This is a genomic window from Planococcus faecalis (assembly GCF_002009235.1).
GTDB classification, from domain to species: domain Bacteria; phylum Bacillota; class Bacilli; order Bacillales_A; family Planococcaceae; genus Planococcus; species Planococcus kocurii.
In genome coordinates this window covers 2,443,631-2,465,396 of record NZ_CP019401.1, presented here as the reverse complement: position 1 = coordinate 2,465,396, position 21,766 = coordinate 2,443,631, and the positions used below count along the sequence as shown (strand labels likewise).

Genomic DNA, 21,766 nt, shown 5'->3' with positions numbered 1-21,766 from the left:
ATCAGCTCCTAGTCAATTGTATTGAAGAAAAATACTGCCAGTGTACCAGGACCCGTATGTGCAGCAATGACCGAACCAATCATATGGACTTCAACGGATTTCGGGTGGAAGTTGCTTTCAATCTCCTGTTTTAGTAAAGCCGCAAACTCTGCGTCGTCACCGTGGCTAATGGCAATTGTCTGTTGATCTAATTGAGTTCCGCGTTCTCTCATTAGGTCAATCATCCGTTTGATCACTTTTTTACGTCCTCGAAGTTTTTCAATCGGTACAAGTTTGCCATCTTCTACGTGAAGCAATGGCTTAATATTTAATAACCCGCCAACAAAAGCGCTACCTTTGGAAATGCGGCCGCCTTTAGCCATATAATCTAAGTCTTCTACAGTAAACAGACTTTCTAAATGATCAATCATCAAACGAGTTTTCTTAATAATAGTTTCGAGAGGCTGTCCAGCGGAGCGCAATTTTGCGGCTTCTTTTACTAACAGTCCGTAGCCAAGCGAAGCGGCTTTTGAATCTAGTATTGTTAGCTTCAAATCCGGGTATTCTTCACGTACCTGATCTGCCACCATTACGGCTGTATTATAAGTACCTGATAGCTCAGAAGAAAAGGCAATATAATAGCCCTCGTCTTTGTCTTTTGCCAGCTGTTCAAAAGCTGACCACATTTCTTCAGGTGAAACTTGGGATGTTTTAGGTTGATCACCACCACGAATTGCATCAAACACTTTAATGGATTGAATGCCTCGAATGTCTTCGAAATCCTGATCTCCAATATGAACACGAAGCGGCAATAAAACAACGTTTTCATTTTCGAAAAAGTCTTTTGGCAGATCAGATGCGCTGTCAGCAAATAGTCTCATAGTCAATCCCCCTTTTGTAGTTACAGCTTCAACCGCTCTATTAACAACTCAGCAATGCCATCATCGTTATTAGTTAACGTGATTTCATTGGCAATCGTTTTTAACGGTTCAATGGCATTGCCCATGGCAACACCGACTCCTGCAAAATCAATCATTTCAAGATCATTGTCTTCGTCACCAAAAGCAATAATGTTTTCTCGTGCAATGCCCATTGATTTGGAAACACGATCTAGTCCAACGGCTTTACTCATCCCACTTTTCACAATTTCAATCACGTGCCACGGAGCTCCCCAACGGCGATGATCGATTACTTCTGCATGTACAGAAGATAAATGGTCATGGATTTCCTGTACGCGTTCATATGGAGCATGAATCAAAATAGACGTCGGATCTGTTTTTAAGTAATTGCGTAAATCTCCAGTTGTGATTGTAGGATCACCAAAGCGAAAAATATCCATAAGTTTTTCGTCATGATGGTGGACATACACATCGTCTAAGACCTCTGCCACAATATTATGGAAATCAAAGTTATGCATAGACTCTACCACTTCATGGACAACGTTCAATCCGATTGGTGTATGATGTGTTCCCCAATGATTGTTTGTAGGATGGTGGACAAATGCACCGTTAAAATTGACGATGGGGGTTGTTAGTCCTAGCTCTTTATAAAAAGTTTCGCTTGAACGATAAGGTCGACCCGTAGCAATCATTACCTCATGTCCTGCTTCCATTGCTTTATTTAACGTTCGTTTTGTTTTCGGGGAAATAACTTTCTGATCGGTCAATAATGTGCCGTCTAAATCTAGAACAATTAAATGTTGTTTCATAAAAATAGCCGTCTCCTTTCTATCTATTCCTAGTGTAGCGATAGTACAAGCGATTCGTCAAAAATTTCAGAGGAGGAAAAGACTTTTCGCTAGAGAGAATCGGCGTTTGCTGGGAATCGAGAAGATTGGTACGATTAGAGGTGAAGGAAGTGATTTTAGTTGAGAGTTCAACGACAAATTTGGGGGCACATACCGTTGCTTCATATAACACCAGATCAATGCGAAAAAGTCGCATTGCCAACGGTTGTCTTTTTTCATGGCCATACGAGTGCAAAAGAACATAACTTGCATTACGCTTACCAATTGGCTGAAAAAGGACTTCGTGTAATTTTGCCGGATGCGCATCTTCACGGTGAACGAAGTGAAGGATTGGATAATGTTCAGATCAGCCTGCGATTTTGGGAAATTGTTCTGACGTCTATAGAAGAATTAGCCTTTTTACACAAAGAACTGCACAAGCAAGACTTAGTAGTTGGAGAACCAGGAGTAGGTGGCACTTCTATGGGTGGGATTACCACTCTAGGAGCAATGACAGTTTATCCGTGGATTTCAGTAGCTGCAGTAATGATGGGTGCAGGGAATTATGTAGAATTAGCGCAAGCACAAATGGCCCAATATGAATCAAGAGGATTCAAGCTGCCAGTTAGTGAAGAAGAGCGTGAACGAATGCTTTCGACTTTAGCGATTTTTGACAGTGTTCAACATCAAGCGAAGTTTAATGGCCGTCCCATTTATTTTTGGCACGGCGAACAAGATATGACGGTACCTTTTGAACCAACTTATCGCTTGTATAAAGAACTTAAGAAGCATTACGAAGCGGTACCAGAAAAAATAACCTTTACTCGGGAAAGAGAAGCGGGACATGCAGTAAGCCGAAAAGGGATGCTTGAAGCGACAGAATGGCTCGCGAAGTATTTATCTAACTAAGCATGTCGATTCCATTTTCATATGAAGTTTGTTAAGATAGTTTTAATAGTAAGGGAGGGATTTAGATGGATCAAGATATGAAAGATAGTATGATGGGTGCGTTAGAAACAGTAATCGATCCTGAACTAGGAGTCGATATTGTTAATCTTGGGCTTATCTATGATGTGATGTTGACAGAAGATGGTTTTGCCGTAGTGACGATGACGTTAACGTCTATGGGTTGTCCAATGGGACCACAGATCGTGCAAATGGTTAAAACTGCTTTGTATGAACTACCTGAAGTAGAAGAAGTCGATGTAAAAATCGTCTGGCAGCCAGTATGGGGCAAAGAACATATGTCACGCTATGCAAAAATGGCACTTGGCGTTCGATAAATAGTACGTAAAAAACCCTCATTGGATTTATTCCAGTGAGGGTTTTTTGTTTGATACGAGTACTAAAAAAAGGTCGAAATAATTGCTTAACAGTGAATAATTAGCTATAATTTAATTAGTCAAAGATAGTCAAACTTTTAAAGGAGTGGATAAAATGGTTCAATCCCAGAATAACGAAGAACAAAAATCTCCATTGGAGCAGTTTGGCCGGAATATGGTTGAACAAGCGCAATCAGGAAAAATGGATCCTGTTATCGGTAGAGATCAGGAAATCCGTAATGTAATTCGAATTTTATCGCGTAAAACAAAAAATAACCCCGTGTTGATTGGTGAACCAGGTGTTGGTAAAACAGCAATTGTTGAGGGATTAGCTCAACGCATTGTTCGTAACGACGTACCAGAAGGATTAAAAAACCGAACCATTTACGAACTCGACATGAGTGCGTTAATTGCTGGTGCTAAATACCGTGGAGAATTTGAAGAACGATTAAAAGCCGTTTTAAAGCAAGTGAAAGATAGCGAAGGTCAGATTATTTTGTTTATCGACGAAATTCATACGATTGTTGGAGCAGGGAAAACTGAAGGAGCAATGGATGCAGGGAATATGCTGAAGCCCATGCTTGCTAGAGGAGAACTGTATTGCATTGGTGCGACTACGCTAGATGAGTATCGCATGCATATCGAAAAAGATCCGGCTTTAGAACGACGTTTTCAACAAGTACTGGTGCGCGAACCGTCTGTTGAAGATACGGTATCGATTTTGCGTGGCTTAAAAGAACGTTTTGAACTACATCATGCTGTTCGAATTCATGACCGTGCGATTGTCGCAGCGGCTGCTATGTCGGACCGCTACATTACAGAACGCTTTTTGCCTGACAAAGCCATTGATTTAATTGATGAAGCTTGTGCGATGATTCGTACAGAAATCGATTCAATGCCTCAAGAACTTGATGAAGTGACGCGTCGTCTGATGCAGCTAGAAATTGAAGAGCAAGCGTTAATGAAAGAAAAAGACGTAGCAAGCAAAGCACGACTCGACACCTTGCGTAAAGAAATTATTGAACTGCGCGACTCTTCGTCTGGCATGAGAAGTCAATGGACGGAAGAAAAAGAATCATTGAAAAAAATTCAACAAAAACGTGAGCAATTAGACCAATTCCGCAGACAATTAGAAGATGCTGAAAATCGTTATGATTTGAATGCGGCGGCTGTCTTACAGCATGGCAAAATTCCCGAACTCGAAAAAGAATTAGTCGCACTAGAAGCCGCTTTAGAACAAGAGGGTACTGAGCGCTTACTGCGCGAAGAAGTAACGGAAGAAGAAATTGCAGGAATTGTCGCAAGGTGGACTGGAATTCCGGTAACAAAATTAGTAGAAGGTGAACGTGAAAAGTTATTGCGTTTAGGTGAGACGTTAAAAGAGCGCGTAATTGGTCAAGACAAAGCAGTCGAACTGGTTACAGAAGCTGTATGGAGAGCGCGTGCGGGTATTAAAGACGAAAGAAAACCAATTGGCTCTTTTATTTTCCTTGGACCTACAGGCGTAGGGAAAACAGAGTTAGCAAAATCGCTGGCCGCAAATCTATTTGATTCGGAAGATCATTTTATTCGAATCGATATGTCAGAGTATATGGAAAAACACAGTGTGTCACGTTTGGTCGGGGCACCTCCGGGATACATCGGTTACGAAGAAGGTGGCCAACTAACAGAAGCCGTGCGCCGGAATCCGTACTCCGTTGTATTGCTCGATGAAATTGAAAAAGCACACCCGGATGTTGCCAATATCTTACTGCAGATATTAGACGATGGCCGTATCACTGACAGCCAAGGACGATTAGTTAACTTCTCCAACACGGTAGTCATTATGACTTCTAATATTGGTTCTGCCTATATTAACGATGCGAGCAATGAACACGATATTGAAGACATTGTGATGGGAGAATTGCGCAGACATTTTAAACCTGAGCTATTGAACCGTATCGATGATATTGTTATTTTCCACGCACTTAACAACGCTCATTTTTATGGCATAGCGAAGAAAATGATTGCTGAACTAGCCGTTCGTATGAGTAAACAACAAATCAAACTAACCGTAGATGATTCAGTTATTGACTATATCGTTGAAGCAGGAACCGATCCGGTTTTTGGTGCGCGACCATTAAAACGCTTTATCCAGCGTACGATTGAAACAAATATTGCCCGGGAATTAATTGGAGGCGGAATTGTTGCCCATACCGAATTGGAATTAACCATGGACGATAATAAGCAAATTGTTATCAACAAAAAAGAAGCGTAATCCGGAATTCCGGATTACGCTTCTTTTCTTATTAGTGTTTTTCAGGAGTTAGTTCGCTAGGAATAACCGCTACCATAACGAAGATTAAAATTGAAAATACGATCGAAATGTAAACGCCGACCATAAAGTCGAAAGGTACGTTTTGTACTGCACTTACCACGTAGTTGACTAATGAAATCAGTAAGAATGACCAAAAAAATGTTCCAATATATTGCATCTAGTTTCACCTCTACATAGAATATCTAGTTTAATCATAGCATAAGCTCTTCAAGACAGAAAGAAAGATTGTAGAGAATGAATATTTTTTGTCGGAAATATGTCAGTTAGTTGAAATTGAGTATAGTATGGCGTATTATTAACACCAGGTACTAATATATGATGATAATTGAAATGAGGGACATAAGATGAATGCTGGAATAGTCGGTATGGGCAGATGCCTGCCAGAAGAAAGATTGACGAATTTTCAATTAGAGCAGCGCATGGATACGAACGACGAGTGGATCCGCACTATGACAGGCATAGAAGAACGTCGGATTGCAAAAGACGATCAGGACACTTCTGACATGGCGCGTGAAGCGGCAAAAAAAGCGATTGAAGATGCTGGTATTGATCCAGCTGAAATCGGTTTAATCTTAGTGGCGACGGTTACACCTGATCAACCTTTCCCATCGATGGCCTGTGTGATTCAGCAAGAAATAGGAGCTGTTAATGCTGCGGCTATGGATATTTCAGCTGCATGCGCAGGATTTATGTATGGAGTTATTACTGCAAAACAATTCATCGATTCGGATGTTTATAAATATGTGTTGGTTGTAGGTGTTGAAAAACTATCGAAAATTACTAACTGGGAAGATCGCAACACGGCTGTTCTTTTCGGAGATGGAGCTGGAGCTGCAGTTATTGGGAAAGTTTCTGAAGGGCGAGGTATTTTATCTTTTGAACTCGGTGCTGATGGTTCTGGAGGCAAACACCTCTATCAGGACGAGTATTTAGTAATGAATGGCCGCGAAGTCTTTAAATTTGCTGTGCGCCAAATGGGCGAATCTGCAATAAATGTCATCAAAAAAGCAGGTTTGGAAAAAGAAGATGTCGATTTTTTGATTCCTCATCAGGCGAACATTCGTATTATGGAAGCATCTAGAGAACGATTAGGCTTGCCAGTTGAAAAAATGTCAAAAACAATTCAAAAATATGGTAACACTTCAGCAGCTTCAATCCCAATTTCTCTTGTCGAAGACTTAGAAGAAGGCCGTGTTAAAGACGATGATGTTATCGTGATGGTTGGATTCGGTGGCGGCTTGACTTGGGGCGCTATTGCTATGAAGTGGGGCAAATAATTAGGTATGCGAAAGGAAGAAGATAGAATGGAAAATCGCCGTGTAGTTATTACGGGAATTGGTGCTGTAACACCGTTAGGTAACAATATTGAAACTACTTGGGAAGCTGTTAAAAGTGGTAAATCTGGAGTCGGTCCCTTAACACGATTAGATGCAGATTTGTATTCAGCGAAAGTGGCTGCAGAAGTAAATGACTTTTCGATAGAAGATTATATTGAAAAGAAAGATGCTCGGAAAATGGACCGTTTTACGCATTATGCGCTAGCTGCTTCGATCATGGCAATGAAAGATGCCAAGCTTGAACTAGATGACAAAACAGCTTTGCGGACAGGTGTGTGGATTGGTTCGGGTATTGGCGGTATGGAGACAATCGAAAGTCAAATGAATGTACTAAATACGCGAGGCGTTCGTCGCATTAGTCCGTTCTTAATTCCGATGATTATTCCGGATATGGCTTCTGGCCAAGTATCAATTTACTTTGGTGCTAAAGCAATCAACTCTTGTTCAGTAACAGCTTGTGCTTCAGGCACTAATTCGATTGGTGATGCGTTTAAAGTTATTCAACGTAACGATGCAGATGTGATGATTTCAGGTGGAGCAGAAGCGCCTATCACGCAATTATCTGTAGCTGGATTTACAGCAAATACAGCTTTGACAACAAACACAGATGCCGCTACAGCATCTCGTCCATTTGATAAAAACCGCGATGGCTTTGTCATTGGAGAAGGCGCAGGTATCGTTATTCTTGAAGAATATGAACATGCGATAGCACGAGGTGCTACGATTTATGCGGAAGTCGTTGGCTATGGTTCTACAGGAGATGCTTATCACATTACTGCTCCTGCTGAAGGTGGCGAAGGTGCAGCTCGTGCAATGGCACAAGCTTTGGCAGATGCAGGCGTTGAAACTACGGATATTGGATACATTAATGCACATGGTACCAGTACGGCTTATAACGATCTGTATGAAACAATGGCTGTCAAAACAGTCTTTGGCGAACATGCTTATAAATTAGGAATGAGCTCAACTAAATCCATGACAGGTCATTTGCTTGGAGCTGCCGGTGGAGTCGAAGCGATTTTCACAGCACTGGCATTACAAGAAGGCATTATGCCTCCAACGACAAATTACGAAACACCTGACGAACAATGCGATTTAGACTATGTTCCAAACACTGCACGTAAAGCAGAATTTGAATACGCGATGAGCAATTCACTTGGATTTGGTGGACATAACGCTTCGTTAGTATTCAAGAAAGTGTAACAAGACAAAAATGGCAATCTACGGGAGGATCCTGTAGATTGCCATTTTTATGCTTATAAAAAGTAAAAGAAAAGAAAAAAACCCATAATTTTATAAAAAATGAAAAAAACTATCGACACCTTAAATTATTGTGCTATTCTAAATATAGTGAATAAAAGATGTGAACTCAATCATTACTAGAAAGACAAACGTCAATTTGAAGGCATTTTTTATCTGTTTAAGTCTGAATATTTAAACTATTAGGATATAAAGAATGTGAGACGTTAAAAGAAGTGGTAGAACGCTTTATTTTGAGGAGGATAAATGTGAATGAAGTTTTGCTTGAAATCAAAAATCTAAAAACGTCCTTTAGAATTAAAGATAATTATTATGCTGCAGTTGATGATGTTTCCTTGAATGTTAAAAAAAATGAAGTGTTGGCAATTGTGGGGGAATCTGGCTCCGGAAAAAGTGCATTTGCGTTCTCCATTATGGGTCTTCATACAAGAGCCCAAATAGAAGGCCAAATCAATTATAAAGGAAATAACTTAGTAACGGCAAATCCGGCTCAAATGAAAAAGTTGCGAGGCAGCGAAATGGGGATGATTTTTCAAGATGCGCTGTCTGCGCTAAATCCACTTATGGTAGTGGGCGCTCAGATTGATGAAGCGATATTCCTTCACAATCCGAAAAACTCAAAGAGTTTGAGAAAAAAACAAGTGATCAATCTATTAAACCAGGTCGGCATTCCGCGACCAGAAAAAACATATCATCAGTATCCACACGAATTGTCAGGTGGTATGCGTCAACGTATTGTGATCGCCATGGCCATCTCCAATCAGCCTGAGTTGCTGATTGCCGATGAACCGACAACTGCGCTGGACGTAACCATTCAATCTCAAATTTTGGATTTGATTAAAGAACTAAAAGAGACCATTCATGCTGGCATTATTCTGATCACGCATGATTTAGGTGTAGTCGCTGAAATGGCCGACAGAGTCGCTGTTATGTATGCCGGACAAATCGTAGAAATCGCTGATATCTATACCTTAATGGAAAACCCGAAGCATCCGTACACACGGTCATTATTAAATTCGATTCCAACATTATCAGAAGTGAAATCAGATCTTCATGTTATTCAAGGTGTGGTTCCTTCCTTACAAAAGTTACCGAGAACTGGCTGTCGCTTTGCTTCTCGTATCCCATGGATTGATGATTCTTCTCATGAGGCTTCACCTGAACTCCATGAGATAAGCACAGGCCACTTTGTGCGCTGTACGTGCTACAAGGATTTCTACTTTCCAGAAAAAGTCGAGGAGGAACACAATTATGTCGCTAATTGAAGTTGAAAATTTAAAAGTTCACTTTCCTGTTCGTGGCGGTGTCTTTCAAACCGTACAAGATCATGTCCGTGCAGTAGATGGCGTATCGTTCTCGATTGAACAAGGTCAAACTTATGGACTTGTTGGAGAATCGGGGTCTGGAAAGACAACGACCGGTCGTGCCATTATCGGATTAAATGACATTACTTCAGGAAAAGTTCTGTTTGAAGGTAGAGACTTGGCAACAGTTAGCAAAAAAGAGTACATTGATGTGCGAAAAGATATTCAAATGATTTTTCAGGATCCTTTCTCATCGCTCAATCCCAAAAAAAGAGTCGCAGATATAGTAGCTGAACCACTCCGCAACTATGAAAAATTATCTGCAAAAGAAGAACGGATGCGTGTGCAAGAACTGATGGAATTAGTAGGACTTAGTCCAGAGGCTATTTACAAGTATCCTCACGAATTTTCTGGGGGGCAACGTCAACGAATCGGTATTGCCCGGGCAATTGCCTTAAATCCCAAATTGATTATTGCTGATGAACCTGTTTCTGCATTAGATGTATCGGTCCAAGCTCAAGTATTAAACTTTATGCGTGAAATCCAAAAAGAACTAAATTTAACGTATTTATTTATTAGTCATGATTTAGGAATCATTCGCCATATGTGTGACCATATTGGCATTATGTATAAAGGGAGATATGTTGAGAATGGCACAGCAGAAGAAATTTTTACCAATCCACAGCATATTTATACGAAGCGTTTAATAGCAGCTATTCCAGATAGTAATCCACGCAATCGAGATATGCATTATGAAAATCGTAAGTTGGTAAAAGCTGAATATGACCGGCTGGAAAAAGACTTTTTTGATGAAGAAGGTTTGCCCTACTCGTTAAAATCAATTTCAGCTACCCACCAAGTAGCGTTAGCTGAGAGAGGTTGAATGGTATGTGGAAATTAATTGTTCGCAGAACACTGATCACTATCCCGCAAATAATTGTATTAAGTTTATTGGTCTTTATTTTAGCTCAAGCCATGCCAGGAGATGCATTAACAGGATTGATCGATCCAAGTATTGATCCCGCTACTATCGAGGCAATGCGTGAACGTCTCGGGTTAAACAATCCTTGGTATGTGCAGTACATCGACTGGATTAAAGGAGTCTTACAAGGTGATTTTGGTCAATCATTCCGCTTTAAAATGCCAGTATCTGAATTAATTGGCGGGCGAATGATTAATACGTTGTGGTTGTCTTTAGCAACATTGATTTTAACGTATTTGATCGCTATTCCTCTTGGAATCATTAGTGGTCGTTTTAATGACACGTGGTTGGACCGTGCGATTACAGGTTATACGTACATTGGCTTTGCAGCACCCTTATTCATTTTCGCATTAGTGATGTTGTTCATTTTTGGTTTCCAACTTGGTTGGTTCCCGACAAGCGGCAGTGTCGCACCTGGTACAGAACCAGGAACCTTTGCCTATTTCATCAGTAAAGTAAATCATTTATTATTACCGGCATTATCGATGGCTTTAATTACTACCGTATCCACCGTTCAGTACTTACGAAGTGAGATTATTGATACGAAACAAAAAGATTTTATCGTAACAGCTCGCGCTAAAGGGGCATCTGAATCACGGGTTTATAACCGCCATGTACTTCGTAACTCGTTGCTTCCAATTGCAGCATTCTTTGGATACGAAATCACAGGATTGATTGGGGGAACCATATTCATCGAAAACATTTTTGGCTATCCAGGAATGGGTGAGTTATTCCTATCTTCTATTAGTTTGCGTGATTATAGCGTCATGACAGCCCTTGTTCTGTTATTCGGACTTGCCGCAATTATTGGTGCGTTATTATCAGATATCATCTTAAGTTTAGTAGATCCACGTATCCGGATTAAATAATAAATGATAATTTTGAGGTGTAACTATGAGACTTGATAAAGACGTTGGAACACAAATTCCAGATTTGGATCTCGGTAAAAGCCCATCTGGATTTAGTATATTGCTAAGAGAATTAATACGAGATAAAGTAGCTTTTGTTTCTTTATTGTTTTTATTTCTAATTGTTGCTGGTGTATTCGGGACATCCATTATTTTGGATCAAGCTGAAATCATTAAAGTGGACTTGTTTGCTCTTTATGAAGCGCCATCTGAGATGTATTGGCTCGGCACCGATTACGGCGGACGAGATATTTTTGGTCAATTGATTATTGGGACGCGTAACTCTCTGGCTATTGGAATCATCGTTACGTTACTGACAGGAATTATCGGCATATTGGTCGGACTGATCTCCGGATACTACGGAGGCACTGTTGATAATGTTTTCATGCGTTTTGTCGACTTTTTCATGGTTTTGCCAACGCTTATGATTGTCATCGCTTTTGTTACGGCTGTCCCTGGTTATAGCATTGTATCGTTTTCATTAATCATGACGGCTTTCTTATGGATGGGAATCGCCCGTCTAATTCGGTCTAAAGCATTACAGGAAAAAGAGTTGGATTACGTAAAAGCCTCTAAAACATTAGGGACGTCCGATTTTAAAATTATGTTTTTCCAAGTGTTACCAAACCTAAGTTCGATCATCATCGTGACGATGACATTAAACTTAGCGGCAAATATCGGAATTGAATCTGGATTGTCCTTTTTAGGATTCGGTTTTCCAGAGTCAACTCCAAGTCTGGGGACGTTGATTAGTTACGCACGAAATCCTCAAACGCTGGAGCTGAGATGGTGGATTTGGTTACCTGCATCAATTCTAATTTTAGTATTGATGCTTAGTATAAATAATGTTGGGCAAGCGTTAAAACGCGCTACCGATGCCCGGCAGCGAAGAGGGTAACAAATTAGGGGGAGAAGGGGGAGAAATTGAACTGCGGCTAGAACAATTCAGTATACAGCAATTATTTCATTTAAAACTAGAGGGGGAAATAAAGAATGGGGAAGAATAACAGGTCTAAGTTTTTACTCTTTTTAATCATATCTTTTGTCCTAATTTTGGCAGCTTGTAACGGTGACGATAAAGCGAAAGACGGCGACGACAAAGGCGCTGAAGACGGAGATAAAAAGAAAGACGGCATGTATTCAATAGAAGATTTTAGCAATGTTAAAACCAATGAAGGCGAAGCCATTGATGGTGGAACGATTACATTTGGTTTAGTATCCGATACGGTATTTGAAGGAACGTTAAACTGGAACTTCTACTCTGGTGCACCAGATGCAGAAATTTTAAACTGGTTTGATGAAGGCTTGTTAACGTGGGATGAAAACTACGTGTATACAAATGATGGAGCTGCGACATATGAAATTTCAGAAGATGAACGCACATTTACATTCAAAATCGGCGATAATGTCAACTGGCACGACGGCGAGCCTGTAACTGCTGAAGACTGGCAGTTTGCGCACGAAGTAATCGGTAACAAAGATTACGACGGTCCTCGCTACAACTCTGATTTCACGAACATTGAAGGGATGGAAGAGTATAACAGCGGAAAAGCTGATACGATTTCAGGCATTGAAGTAGTTGATGAGAAGACATTGAAAATTACGTACATCGAATCAACACCTTCTCTATTAACAGGAAGCATTTGGTCATATCCACTAGCGAAGCACATTTTTGGCGACATGGCAGTAGCAGATATTTCATCTTCACCAGAAGTTCGTCAAAACCCAATTGGTTTTGGACCGTTTAAAGTAGACAGCATCGTACCTGGTGAGTCTGTAACGCTTACTAAAAACGAAGACTACTGGCGCGGAGCACCAAAACTTGATGGTGTGACAATCAAAGTAATTAGCAGTTCAACAGTTGTTCAAGAATTGGAAACGGGTGGCGTTGACTTGATCAGTGATTTCCCAGTAGATCAATTCCCGGACAATGCTGAAATGTCTAACGTTGAATACTTAGGTACGATTGATCGTGCTTATACGTATATTGGCTTTAAACTTGGAACATGGGATGCAGAGAAAAACGTAGTAGCGCCTAACCCAGATGCGAAAATGGGCGATGTCGAACTTCGTCAAGCAATGTGGCATGCGGTAGACAACACGGCAGTTGGCGAGCGTTTCTATAATGGATTACGTTGGAATGCAACAACATTGATTCCACCGTCGCATCCTGAATTCCATGACGATAAAAACGAAGGAAGAGCTTATGATCCTGAAGCCGCAATGAAGCTTTTGGATGATGCAGGATATGTTGATACGGATGATGATGGATTCCGTGAAGATCCGGAAGGCAAACCACTTGAAATCAACTTTATTTCGATGACTGGTGGAGACACTGCTGAGCCATTAGCTCAATACTATGTACAATCATGGGAAAAAGTTGGATTAAAGGTAAACTTGGAAATGCTTGAGTTTAATACATTCTACGACCGTGTTGGTAACGGCGGAGAAGACGATCCAGAAGTAGATGTCTACCAAGCAGCTTGGGGAGTTGGAATTGACGTAGATCCTTCAGGTCTTTACGGAGCTGAAGCTCTATACAATTTTGCTCGCTGGGAAAACGAAGACAACGAGCGTCTTTTAAAAGAAGGCCGTTCACCAGAAGCATTCGATTTAACATACCGTCAAGACGTATACAAAGAGTGGCAGCAGTTGATGGTTGATGAAGTGCCGGTATTCCCGACTCTATATCGCGCATTACTTAGCCCGGTTAACAATCGCGTATTGAATTATGCAATCGGTGATGGAACTGGCATTTACTTGTCTGATCTTGCTGTGAGTGAAGAAAAAGCAATTACAGCAGAATAATAACCAAATAAAAAAAGAGCTGCGATTTTGCAGCTCTTTTTTTATTTTCTTTTACGTCCAAGACCCATAGCATTTTCCATCTTCGTTAAGGTTTTAGTAGCTAGGAAATTAGCTTTTTGGGCACCTGCGTCAAGAATGGTATCTAATTCGTCAGAATCAAGAAGTACGGCATAACGTTCCTGAATAGGAGCTAAATGTTTGATAACAGCTTGTGCAACAGAAGATTTAAAATCTCCGTAACCCGCACCTTCGTACTTTGTCACCAAATCATCGATACTTTCGCCAGTTAACGCAGCTTCGATTGTTAAAAGGTTGGCAACACCCGGCTTGTTGATTGGGTCGTAGCGAACAATTCCTTCTGAATCAGTGACAGCGCTCTTAATTTTCTTTTCAATTGTTTTCAAGTCATCAAGCAAAGTGATCATTGCTTTTTTGTTGGGATCAGATTTACTCATTTTCTTTGTAGGGTCTTGCAAGGACATAATACGTGCGCCATTTTTAGGAGTACGTATATCAGGCATAGTAAAGACATTATTGTACTTCCGGTTAAATCTCTCTGCTAAATCACGCGTCAATTCAATATGCTGTTTTTGATCATCGCCAACAGGTACAATATCAGTTTGATACAAAAGAATATCGGCTGCCATCAATGGCGGATACGTTAACAATCCTGCCAAAACAGAAGTATTTTTCGCCGATTTGTCTTTATATTGTGTCATGCGTTCTAGTTCTCCGATGGTTGAAACACACTGTAACATCCATCCAGCTTGTGCATGCGCTGGAACTTCCGATTGAATAAACAAAGTTACTTTTTCGGGATCAATTCCAACGGCTAGATAAAGTGCCGCCAACGCCTTAATATTTTTACGTAACGCTAGTCGATCTTGAGGCATTGTAATGGCGTGTTGATCAACAATACAAAAAATACAATCATATTCATCTTGCAGCTCAGTAAACTGTTTAAACGCACCTATGTAATTTCCGAGTGTTACCGTACCAGTAGGCTGAACGCCTGAAAAAATTTTCTTCTTGGTCATTATTATTCCTCCTCAAAGTAAAAAACACAACACACATCCCTTAAAAAAGGGACGAATGATGTGTTTTCCGCGGTACCACCCTAGTTGCCGTCACCGGCCACTCTTCTTCATAACGTGAAGAACACGGAATCAGCTACTACCTATTCACCGATTCAGCTCAAAAGTCCATTCGATGCAGCACTCCATCTGTTTTCACCAACCACAGACTCTCTTATAGAAGGAACTGCATTTACTCTTCTTTTTCATGGCTCATTTTATATCCTATTATTATAATACATAACCAATTTAGGAAGCAATACTAAAGGCTATAAATTACTAGGCAAACCATCATGATCAGCAAGGTGATCGTGCCAGTAAGGAGCAGATACGAACTGGAAAAAGCAATCACTTCAGAAGGCGGCCGCATCTCATCATCTTCAAGAGTCGATTTTAGCTTGAAAGCCTTTCTCATACTTATAGTGAATATATCAAACACACCTGTTCGAACGACAAAAACCCAAGAACCCAAAAACAATAAAATGCCGCCGTAAACAAATGAATTATTAATATACGACAACAACGTGACATGATCAGTCCTAAAAAAAGCAGTAATTAAAATCAATACTTGAATAATTACGATAGAAAAAAACAATTTTTTCAAAATTGGCACCTCGATTCTTACCAATTGTAGAAGAAATTCTAAAAAAAATCAAAATATTTTTTGTTTATCGTAGACTGCGTAAACGCTTACAAATCCAACATTCCCAAGGTTTCTTGTAATGTCAATGTAACGCAATTGTTACAAGAGTGTAAAAATTAGCAAAAAAGTTCTGTACAAGAAAAAATATGTATGTATAATTAAGAGTGTACCAAGTTTTCAGAAAATTCGAGGGGGTCAATTTAGTGAAAAACAGTAAGATTTTTTGGCTACTAAGCCTAGTTTTAGTTCTAAGTGCTTTTCTAGCAGCGTGTGGTGGCGGCGATGAAAAAGAAACTGGAACTGACAAACCAGATGACAAAGAGACAGCTGGGGAATTAGACTCAGAGCAAGTATTGAACTTAATGGAAAGCGCAGAAATTCCAACAATGGATCTTTCATTAGCTGAAGATGCAGTTGCGTTTAACATTTTCAACAATGTTAACGAAGGTCTTTTCCGTTTAAATCAAGAAAGCGTAGCTGAACCAGCACTTGCGGATGGCGAGCCTGAAGTCAGCGAAGATGGACTAACTTATACATTTAAATTGCGTGACTCAAACTGGTCAGATGGAACACCTGTTACTGCTAAAGATTTTGTCTACTCTTGGCAACGTTCAATTGACCCTGCTACTGGATCTCCATACGGAGCATACATGATGGGCGGATCAATTTTAAATGCTACTGATATTGCTGAAGGAAAAATGGAACCAACTGAACTTGGAGTTACTGCTGTAGACGACAACACGCTTGAAGTAAAGCTTGAACGTCCAGTACCTTACTTTATGTCATTAATGTCTTTCCCAACTTTCTATCCACAGAACGAAGCTTTCGTAACTGAAAAAGGTGACGCTTACGCTTCTAACTCTGATAACTTGATCTTCAACGGACCATTCACATTGACTGATTGGGACGGAACTGGTTTAACTTGGAAAATGCAGAAAAACCCTGAATATTGGGATGCTGAAACAGTTAAACTTGAAACAATCAACTGGGACGTAGTAAAAGAACCTGCTACTTCAGTTAACCTTTACAACTCTGGTGAAAAAGATCGTGCTGCGTTGAGCGGTGAATTTGCAATGCAATACGCAAATGACGAAAACTTAGTAACTGATTTGGAACCAACTGTTTTCTACTTCAAACTGAACCAAGAACGTAAGGGCGAGAAAAATGCTCTTGCAAACGTAAATATCCGTAAAGCAATCGCGTCAGGCTTTAACAAGCAAGATCTAGTTGACGTAGTATTGGCTAACGGTTCACTACCAGCAACATTCTTAGTGCCAACTGAGTTTGCTTTTGATGAAAACAAAGCGGACTTCCGTGAAGTTAATGGCGACCTAATTGAATTCGATGCTGAAGAAGCTGCAAAACTTTGGGCTACTGGTCTTGAAGAATTAGGAGTGGAAGAAGTGACACTTGAAATCTTGGGTGGCGACACTGAAACTGCTAAAAACATGGACGCTTATTTGAAAAACCAACTTGAAACAAATCTTGAAGGGTTGACAATCAACCTTAAAGCAGTACCTTTTGGAGTTCGTTTAGAACTTGATGAAGCTCAGGACTATGACATTCAAACAGCTGGATGGGGACCAGATTATCAGGATCCTATGACATTCATCGACTTGTTCGTTACTGGATCTCCTCAAAACAAAATGGCTTACTCGAACCCTGAGTATGATGCTTTAGTTGAATCAGCTAAAGGCGAACTAGCAACAGACCCAGCTGCACGTTGGGAAGCAATGGCTAAAGCTGAAAAAATTCTTCTAGAAGATGATGCAGCTATCGCGCCACTTTACCAACGCGGAGCAATGGCTCTACAACAACCCTACGTTAATGACATTATTAAACACCCATTCGGTGGAGATTTCTCTTACAAATGGGCATACATTTCGGGCAAATAATAACTTAATCCCGCTACTGTGAAAACAAAATAGAAAGAGAGTATATCGTATTTTGGCTCGGTATACTCTCTTTTCTAATGCTAAGTAATTGACGGAAAATTACCACTTTTCTGCTAAATCATGAATGCTGCAAATTCATTGTTTTTTGATGGATTTGTCAAATAGAATTATTTTTGGAGGTGCACCATGGCGAAGTATATTGGCAAGCGTTTAATTTATATGTTTCTCACATTAGCATTAATTGCTACATTCACTTTTTTCTTAATTAAGATTTTACCAGGCTCCCCTGTTGCTTCCGCAGATAAATTATCTCCAGAACAAAGGGCAGTTGTAGAGGCTAGATATGGTTTGGATAAACCACTCCCGGTTCAGTATTTTGACTATATGTTTGGTCTCGTACAAGGAGATCTAGGAATTTCTATCAACCAGTTTAAAGGAGCAGAAGTGACAGATGTCATTTTAAGTCGAATGGGTCCTTCCGCTCAAATTGGTTTCCAAGGCATGCTGCTCGGCACCGTTTTAGGAATTCTTTTGGGAATGGTTGCCGCTTTAAGACAAAACACTTGGGTTGATTACACCAGCACATTCATAGCGATTGTCGGAATATCGATTCCTTCCTTCGTTTTTGCTTCACTCTTGCAATATTGGTTCGGATTAAAATGGGGACTGTTCCCGGTGGCTTTGTGGAAAGATGGCTTTATGTCCAGCGTACTGCCTTCTGTCGCGTTAGCGATGTTCCCACTTGCTACGGCAGCACGTTTTATCCGGACAGAAATGATTGAAGTTCTTGGATCGGATTATATTACGTTAGCAAAAGCTAAAGGCGCAAGCGGATCAGAAATTGCATTTAAACATGCGTTTCGTAATGCGTTGATTCCATTGATTACGGTTTTAGGACCGATGGCTGTAGCTATTCTAACGGGGTCACTTGTTGTTGAACAAATTTTCGCAATTCCAGGTATCGGGGAGCAATTTGTTAAATCGATTATTGTCAGCGATTTCTCCATCATTATGGGAACTACTATTTTCTTCTCAGTATTCCTGATTGTGGTGATCCTATTGGTAGACATTTTGTATGGTGTCATTGATCCTCGTATCCGTCTTTCAGGAGGTAAAAATTAATGACTCAGAAAATTGATAAAATCCCAGAACTGCCGCAAGGTTCGTTTGAGCGGATTACATTAGATTCGAAGCAAGCTGAACGCATTACAAAACCAAGCGTTAGTTTTTGGCAAGATGCTTGGTACCGTATTCGGAAAAACAAAGGTGCTTTGTTCAGTCTAATTCTCTTTGGTTTGATTGCAATCATGGCCTTTTTAGGACCAGTGATTAGTCCTTATGAGCCTAATGCGCAAACGATTACTCATGCAAACTTACCACCGAAAATTCCGGGTATAGAAAAATTAGGGATTTTAGACGGTGTTGGAACTTTGGGTGGCCAAAAAGTCGATCTGTATGAAATGAAAAATGTCGAAGTCAATTATTGGTTTGGTACAGATGGACTTGGCCGCGATATGTTTTCTCGTGTGTGGAAAGGGACTCAAGTGTCCTTGTTCATTGCTTTTGTAGCAGCAGCAATTGATATGTTAATTGGTGTAATCTACGGGGGTGTTTCAGGATACTTCGGCGGGCGTGTGGATGACTTCATGCAGCGGATTGTCGAAATCCTGACAGGTATTCCAAACTTAGTTGTTGTTATCTTGTTTATCTTAATTATGGACCCCGGAATACTGGCCATTATTATCGCCTTAACCATAACCGGATGGACCGGAATGTCCCGGGTCGTCCGTGGGCAAGTTCTTAAATATAAGAGCCAGGAATTTGTTTTGGCTGCCCGTACTTTAGGTGCCAGCGATAGTCGCATTATATGGAAACATTTAATGCCAAACGTTTTGGGCGTAATTATTATCAATACAATGTTCACCATTCCAAGTGCTATTTTCTTTGAAGCTTTCTTAAGCTTTATCGGTCTAGGTCTTCAAGCACCAGATGCTTCGCTTGGTACATTAATCAATGATGGTTACGCGTTAATCCAATTTGCGCCGCATATTTTAGCATTCCCGGCCATCTTGCTGAGTTTGATTATGATTGCGTTTAACTTGATCGGTGATGGACTTCGTGATGCCCTCGATCCGAAGATGAAAGATTAAGGAGGAAAGTTTATAATGGAGAAAATTTTACAAGTAAAAGACCTTGAACTTTCCTTTAATACCCAAGGTGGGGAAGTTAAAGCGATACGTGGGGTCAACTTTGATTTATATAAAGGTGAAACTTTAGCAATCGTTGGAGAGTCGGGTTCAGGAAAATCTGTTACGACAAAATCCATTATGCGTTTGCTACCAGAACAATCAGCAGAATTTAAAAATGGTGAAATTTTGTTCGGAGGTCAAGATTTAACGAAATTGAGTGATCGCGAGATGCAGAAAATCCGTGGAAAAGAAATATCGATGATTTTCCAGGATCCAATGACTTCTTTAAATCCGACAATGCCAATTGGCCGTCAGTTAACAGAGCCTCTGTTAAAACATCAGAAAATTAGTAAGACAGAAGCAAAAAAAGTTGCGATCGACTTGTTGCGTTTGGTCGGCATGCCAAAACCTGAACTGCGGATGAAACAATATCCTCACCAATTCTCAGGTGGACAGCGCCAGCGGATCGTGATCGCCATTTCATTAGCTTGTAACCCGAAAATTTTGATCGCGGATGAGCCCACAACTGCACTGGATGTGACAATTCAAGCGCAAATATTAGAGTTAATGAAAGACTTACAAAAGAAAATTGATACTTCGATTATTTTCATTACACACGATCTTGGTGTCGTAGCCAACGTAGCCGATCGCGTAGCCGTTATGTACGGAGGGAAAATTGTTGAAATCGGCACAGTGGATGAAATTTTCTATAACCCGCAGCATCCATATACATGGGGCTTGTTGAGTTCAATGCCTTCACTCGATACAGAAGATGCAAAGCTGTATGCGATTCCAGGGACGCCTCCTGATTTGTTGGATCCACCAAAAGGAGATGCTTTTGCTCTTCGAAGCGAATATGCACTAAAAATCGATATGGAGCAAAATCCGCCATTCTTCAAAGTCAGTGATACGCACTCTGCTGCAACTTGGTTGTTGCATCCAGATGCGCCTCAGGTAGAACCACCTTTGACTGTTATTGAACGCATGAAGAAATTCCCGGGAAGCAGATATTATGAAGGGGGCGCGGTATAATGGCTGAAAAGTTACTCGAAATTAAAAACCTAAAACAGTATTTCAATATCGGTAAAGCAAACGAAGTCCGCGCAGTAGATGACATTAGCTTTGATATTTACAAAGGCGAGACTTTAGGACTTGTTGGAGAGTCAGGCTGTGGAAAATCCACGACTGGACGTTCGATCATCCGTTTATATGATGCAACAGATGGTGATGTTTTCTACGAAGGTGAAAATGTTCATGGGAAAAAATCAAAGCAAGATTTAAAGAAATTTAACCGCAAAATGCAAATGATTTTCCAAGATCCTTATGCTTCGTTAAACCAGCGCATGAAAGTTATGGATATTATTGCTGAAGGCATCGATATTCATGGCTTAGCAAAAAATGCAACAGAACGTAAAAAAATGGTTTATGACTTGCTGGAAACAGTAGGTTTGAACAAAGAACACGCGAACCGATATCCGCATGAATTCTCAGGTGGACAGCGTCAGCGTCTTGGAATTGCCCGTGCTTTAGCGGTAGATCCTGATTTTATCATTGCCGATGAGCCTATTTCTGCACTAGACGTTTCAATTCAAGCACAGGTTGTAAACCTACTGAAAGAACTTCAAATTGAAAAAGGACTAACATTCTTATTTATCGCGCATGATTTATCAATGGTTAAATACATTTCAGATCGTATCGGTGTTATGTATTTTGGTAAATTAGTAGAGTTAGCTCCTGCTGAAGAGTTATACAAGAACCCGTTGCATCCATACACGCAATCCTTGTTATCAGCGATTCCGTTGCCAGATCCAAACTATGAACGCAACCGGGTACGTAAATCATATGATCCTGCTGTACACGAATACACAAAAGCTGATGATGTTCGGATGAGAGAAATCAGTCCTGGCCATTTTGTTCAATGTTCAGAGCGCGAACTTGAGTCTATAAAAGCAGCTGCAGTGAAGTAAAAAAAGCGATGTCCTTATGGGCATCGCTTTTTATTACTCTTTTGTTCATATATAAC

At 40.4% G+C, this 21,766-nt stretch carries 20 protein-coding genes and 1 other annotated feature; of the genes, 15 read left to right on the top strand and 5 right to left on the bottom strand.

The genetic code is table 11. The annotated features are described in order from the left end of the window. Positions 1 to 8 precede the first annotated feature (8 nt). Positions 9 to 860, bottom strand: a complete 852-nt coding sequence (locus AJGP001_RS12440) for a DegV family protein (protein WP_078080602.1) — start codon at positions 858 to 860, stop codon at positions 9 to 11. 20 nt (positions 861 to 880) lie between these two features. Continuing rightward, on the bottom strand, positions 881 to 1,687 hold the full coding sequence (locus tag AJGP001_RS12435) for a Cof-type HAD-IIB family hydrolase (RefSeq protein WP_078080601.1): 807 nt from the start codon (positions 1,685 to 1,687) through the stop codon (positions 881 to 883). Positions 1,688 to 1,846: 159 nt separating this feature from the next. Between AJGP001_RS12435 and AJGP001_RS12430 the strand changes: the two genes are divergently transcribed. The 3 genes from AJGP001_RS12430 (at position 1,847) to AJGP001_RS12420 (ending at position 5,284) form a co-directional block, all read left to right on the top strand. Then, positions 1,847 to 2,614 carry a prolyl oligopeptidase family serine peptidase gene (locus tag AJGP001_RS12430; RefSeq protein WP_078080600.1) on the top strand — a complete coding sequence of 256 codons (768 nt, stop codon included), beginning with the start codon at positions 1,847 to 1,849 and terminating at the stop codon, positions 2,612 to 2,614. 65 nt (positions 2,615 to 2,679) lie between these two features. Next, positions 2,680 to 2,988: a metal-sulfur cluster assembly factor gene (locus tag AJGP001_RS12425; protein ID WP_058384729.1), complete on the top strand. Its 309-nt coding sequence runs from the start codon at positions 2,680 to 2,682 to the stop codon at positions 2,986 to 2,988. A 154-nt stretch (positions 2,989 to 3,142) separates the two neighbouring features. Continuing rightward, positions 3,143 to 5,284, top strand: coding sequence for an ATP-dependent Clp protease ATP-binding subunit (locus AJGP001_RS12420; protein WP_078080599.1), 2,142 nt, complete (start codon positions 3,143 to 3,145; stop codon positions 5,282 to 5,284). Between the two features lie 31 nt (positions 5,285 to 5,315). Here the strand turns inward: AJGP001_RS12420 and AJGP001_RS12415 are convergent, their stop codons facing one another. After that, the gene (locus AJGP001_RS12415; RefSeq protein WP_071153547.1) at positions 5,316 to 5,501 is read right to left on the bottom strand and encodes a YjzD family protein; all 186 of its coding nucleotides are present in this window, start codon (positions 5,499 to 5,501) and stop codon (positions 5,316 to 5,318) included. Positions 5,502 to 5,688: 187 nt separating this feature from the next. Here AJGP001_RS12415 and AJGP001_RS12410 point away from each other — a divergent pair, with 187 nt between their 5' ends. The 7 genes from AJGP001_RS12410 to opp4A all read left to right on the top strand — a co-directional run bounded on the left by AJGP001_RS12410 (position 5,689) and on the right by opp4A (position 13,943). Next, the gene (locus tag AJGP001_RS12410; protein WP_058384731.1) at positions 5,689 to 6,621 is read left to right on the top strand and encodes a beta-ketoacyl-ACP synthase III; all 933 of its coding nucleotides are present in this window, start codon (positions 5,689 to 5,691) and stop codon (positions 6,619 to 6,621) included. 27 nt (positions 6,622 to 6,648) lie between these two features. Next, on the top strand, positions 6,649 to 7,884 hold the full coding sequence (gene fabF, locus AJGP001_RS12405; protein ID WP_058384732.1) for a beta-ketoacyl-ACP synthase II: 1,236 nt from the start codon (positions 6,649 to 6,651) through the stop codon (positions 7,882 to 7,884). Positions 7,885 to 8,189: 305 nt separating this feature from the next. Further along, positions 8,190 to 9,206: an ABC transporter ATP-binding protein gene (locus AJGP001_RS12400; RefSeq protein ID WP_078080598.1), complete on the top strand. Its 1,017-nt coding sequence runs from the start codon at positions 8,190 to 8,192 to the stop codon at positions 9,204 to 9,206. After that, positions 9,193 to 10,128, top strand: coding sequence for an ABC transporter ATP-binding protein (locus AJGP001_RS12395; RefSeq protein WP_058384734.1), 936 nt, complete (start codon positions 9,193 to 9,195; stop codon positions 10,126 to 10,128). The genes AJGP001_RS12400 and AJGP001_RS12395 overlap by 14 nt, the downstream gene beginning before the upstream one ends. A 5-nt stretch (positions 10,129 to 10,133) precedes the next feature. Then, positions 10,134 to 11,096 (top strand): oligopeptide ABC transporter permease, encoded by a 963-nt coding sequence (gene opp4B / locus AJGP001_RS12390; protein ID WP_058384735.1) that lies wholly within the window; start codon positions 10,134 to 10,136, stop codon positions 11,094 to 11,096. A 25-nt stretch (positions 11,097 to 11,121) separates the two neighbouring features. Beyond that, entirely contained in the window at positions 11,122 to 12,033 is a 912-nt protein-coding gene (locus AJGP001_RS12385; RefSeq protein ID WP_058384736.1) for an ABC transporter permease, read from the top strand. A 95-nt stretch (positions 12,034 to 12,128) separates the two neighbouring features. After that, positions 12,129 to 13,943, top strand: a complete 1,815-nt coding sequence (opp4A, locus tag AJGP001_RS12380; RefSeq protein WP_058384737.1) for an oligopeptide ABC transporter substrate-binding protein — start codon at positions 12,129 to 12,131, stop codon at positions 13,941 to 13,943. A 41-nt stretch (positions 13,944 to 13,984) separates the two neighbouring features. On the opposite strand, the gene trpS is transcribed toward opp4A, so the two are convergent. Both trpS and AJGP001_RS12370 read right to left on the bottom strand, forming a co-directional pair. After that, positions 13,985 to 14,980 carry a tryptophan--tRNA ligase gene (gene trpS, locus AJGP001_RS12375; RefSeq protein WP_071153548.1) on the bottom strand — a complete coding sequence of 332 codons (996 nt, stop codon included), beginning with the start codon at positions 14,978 to 14,980 and terminating at the stop codon, positions 13,985 to 13,987. A gap of 44 nt (positions 14,981 to 15,024) precedes the next feature. Beyond that, positions 15,025 to 15,235: a binding site (T-box leader), on the bottom strand. Positions 15,236 to 15,278: 43 nt separating this feature from the next. Next, on the bottom strand, positions 15,279 to 15,629 hold the full coding sequence (locus AJGP001_RS12370) for a DUF3899 domain-containing protein (protein ID WP_245830173.1): 351 nt from the start codon (positions 15,627 to 15,629) through the stop codon (positions 15,279 to 15,281). Between the two features lie 233 nt (positions 15,630 to 15,862). On the opposite strand from AJGP001_RS12370, the gene AJGP001_RS12365 reads away from it, so the two are divergent. The 5 genes from AJGP001_RS12365 to AJGP001_RS12345 all read left to right on the top strand — a co-directional run bounded on the left by AJGP001_RS12365 (position 15,863) and on the right by AJGP001_RS12345 (position 21,710). Further along, positions 15,863 to 17,554 carry a peptide ABC transporter substrate-binding protein gene (locus tag AJGP001_RS12365; RefSeq protein WP_058384740.1) on the top strand — a complete coding sequence of 564 codons (1,692 nt, stop codon included), beginning with the start codon at positions 15,863 to 15,865 and terminating at the stop codon, positions 17,552 to 17,554. 186 nt (positions 17,555 to 17,740) lie between these two features. Further along, positions 17,741 to 18,676 carry an oligopeptide ABC transporter permease gene (gene opp3b, locus AJGP001_RS12360; protein WP_058384741.1) on the top strand — a complete coding sequence of 312 codons (936 nt, stop codon included), beginning with the start codon at positions 17,741 to 17,743 and terminating at the stop codon, positions 18,674 to 18,676. Beyond that, entirely contained in the window at positions 18,676 to 19,704 is a 1,029-nt protein-coding gene (gene opp3C / locus AJGP001_RS12355; protein WP_071153549.1) for an oligopeptide ABC transporter permease, read from the top strand. Before opp3b ends, opp3C begins: the two co-directional genes overlap by 1 nt. A gap of 15 nt (positions 19,705 to 19,719) precedes the next feature. Then, a complete protein-coding gene (locus AJGP001_RS12350; RefSeq protein WP_058384743.1) occupies positions 19,720 to 20,775 on the top strand; it encodes an ABC transporter ATP-binding protein in 1,056 nt (351 codons plus the stop codon). After that, complete coding sequence (locus AJGP001_RS12345) at positions 20,775 to 21,710, top strand: ABC transporter ATP-binding protein (protein ID WP_058384744.1); 936 nt, start codon at positions 20,775 to 20,777, stop codon at positions 21,708 to 21,710. Before AJGP001_RS12350 ends, AJGP001_RS12345 begins: the two co-directional genes overlap by 1 nt. Positions 21,711 to 21,766 lie beyond the last annotated feature (56 nt).